The following is a 353-nucleotide window of genomic DNA, read 5'->3' as shown; positions in this document are numbered from 1 at the left end:
CTCTCCCAACTGAGCTACAGCCCCATATATGTATCGAAGAGTCAATATGGTGGGCCTAGGCTGACTCGAACAGCCGACCTCACGCTTATCAGGCGTGCGCTCTGACCAACTGAGCTATAGGCCCAAATTCACCCCAAAAAGTGACGTGATGCTTCGAAGCGTATTCCGAGTACTTTTCGGGGGCCCCAAAGCCTATTTGTCACGCCTCTTTTATCCAAAGGGGGTTATGCTCCCTCAAAACTGAACAGCGAGTAAGCGTTGACTTGCCAAAGCTCCGTAGAAAGGAGGTGATCCATCCGCACCTTCCGGTACGGATACCTTGTTACGACTTCACCCCAATCATCTGCCCCACC

At 52.1% G+C, this 353-nt stretch carries 1 tRNA gene and 1 rRNA gene; both read right to left on the bottom strand.

Annotated features, from left to right (window positions below):
- Positions 1 to 47: 47 nt before the first annotated feature.
- Positions 48 to 124, bottom strand: a tRNA-Ile gene (locus tag ETC00_RS20410).
- Positions 125 to 280: 156 nt separating this feature from the next.
- Positions 281 to 353 (bottom strand): 16S ribosomal RNA (locus ETC00_RS20405); the annotation flags it as partial.

This window comes from Brevibacillus sp. MCWH (assembly GCF_013096935.1).
Taxonomy (GTDB): domain Bacteria; phylum Bacillota; class Bacilli; order Brevibacillales; family Brevibacillaceae; genus Brevibacillus; species Brevibacillus aydinogluensis.
Note: the sequence above shows the minus strand (reverse complement) of the source record. Positions and strands in the feature narration are given on the sequence as shown.